The following is a 770-nucleotide window of genomic DNA, read 5'->3' on the forward strand; positions in this document are numbered from 1 at the left end:
GGCCGTTTGATCCTCAACGGCTTCGGGACCGACTTCCATGTAACTGCGCATGCACTCCCACAGCGCCATTGCGGTCGTACCGCCACCGCAGTTGAAGCCCAGCGAGAAATGTTTGTTGTCTTCCTCCGCCAGCGGGTCCGGGTTTTCGAAACCGACGATCAGTAAACCCATCGTCGCTTTACCGGCCTGACTGACTGACGACTGTTGCGTGGCAGCGGCGGTGACACTTTCCCAGGGCACGATCCAGTATTTGCCGTCGTCGCGGGGGACGCAGACTTCTCGGCGTTGGCGGTTGAAGCGGATGGGTAAAGGCACATCGCGAAAGAGGCCTTGGATCAAAATCAGCGTAGGAATGCCGATAATGATTGACCCAACAATCAAAATATCTTGGCTGAAATCAGAGTTGAGATTCCGAGTAAAGAAAGACATGACCAAAAATGTCATCACGGTAGGCCACATAACCATCACCACCGACCCGATGGTGTAATTGCCTATATCGAGAAAGACATTGTTCTTGCGCCAGATGATGTTAAGCACGTCCGAAGGTTTTCTACCGGTAGGAACAGGCAACGGCGACAGGTAGTCGTTACGTGAGAAAACCCGTTTTTCCGTGGTGCCTGCCGGTGGCGTGCTCATGCGGCGTCCTCGGACTGGGCCGCAAGTTCGGCCTCACGTTTGGCGATGGCCGCTTCCAGTTCCGGGGAGCGTTTTGCCCATTGTTCCGGGGGTAGTGGTTTTGACCATTCGATGATGTCGGGATAGGGCAAGTC

The 770-nt window shown here is 54.9% G+C and carries 1 protein-coding gene; it reads right to left on the reverse strand.

Annotation, left to right across the window (positions count from 1 at the left end; genetic code table 11):
* A partial coding sequence (locus tag BI292_RS11690; RefSeq protein WP_101207970.1) for a hypothetical protein occupies positions 1–636 on the reverse strand: 636 nt, incomplete at its 3' end.
* Positions 637–770 lie beyond the last annotated feature (134 nt).

Origin of the sequence: Pseudomonas sp. 43NM1 (genome assembly GCF_002836905.1) — a bacterium.
In the GTDB taxonomy this organism is placed as follows: domain Bacteria; phylum Pseudomonadota; class Gammaproteobacteria; order Pseudomonadales; family Pseudomonadaceae; genus Aquipseudomonas; species Aquipseudomonas prosekii.